This window comes from Neglectibacter sp. X4 (assembly GCF_009917365.1).
Taxonomy (GTDB): Bacteria; Bacillota; Clostridia; order Oscillospirales; family Acutalibacteraceae; genus Acutalibacter.
Genome location: NZ_QWLE01000279.1, coordinates 1 through 629, shown reverse-complemented (window position 1 = coordinate 629; position 629 = coordinate 1). Strand labels below are relative to the sequence as shown.

General features: G+C 39.7%; 1 pseudogene. It reads right to left on the bottom strand.

Annotated elements, in window-relative coordinates:
• A pseudogene (locus tag D1841_RS18115) lies at positions 1-280 on the bottom strand (hypothetical protein); the annotation flags it as partial.
• Positions 281-629 lie beyond the last annotated feature (349 nt).

Sequence of the window (629 nt, the reverse complement as noted above, 5' to 3'; positions counted from 1 at the left end):
AGTAGACTTTTACGCCGTGGTCGCGGTAGATATCTGCGAGTGCGTCATGCTGTGCACGCATTAATTCTACATCGATGGGTTCATCAGAAAAGCGAACCTCAGCAGCATTAAAGTTTTCTATTTCTTTACCCGGACGACGCATCAAAACTGCGCGCAGGGTATCTACTTCAGATGCTACACCAAAGTCTCCCCAGTACAGCGGCAGGTCTTCTTCAAATCCTGTTTCTTTTGGAAACCAGCGTTCGCCGGGAATCGCATCAATATCTATAAATTTGCTCATAGTTTTCCTCCTTTTATTTGTCTTCACTGCTTTATAATAAAAGCAATATTCATGCCAATATAGGCACAATGCAGTTTGTTTGCTGAAGGTATCTGAGGTTTGGTGATAAATGCGAAAAAAAGAAAAATTTTTTTTTGGCAGTGTATATATCGTCAAAAGATTCTATAATTATAGGAATTTTCATTGCAAAAACGTCAAAAAATCCTGACGATTGGGTCAAAATTTTTTGACGTTTGTTTTGTTACTCTTTAAATTGAATATCGTATTTTAGCATCTTGTAGCTGAGTCCCTGTTTGGTGATACGGAGGGTTCTGGCAGCTTCTGAAAGGGATTTTGCCCCCGCAAGAGT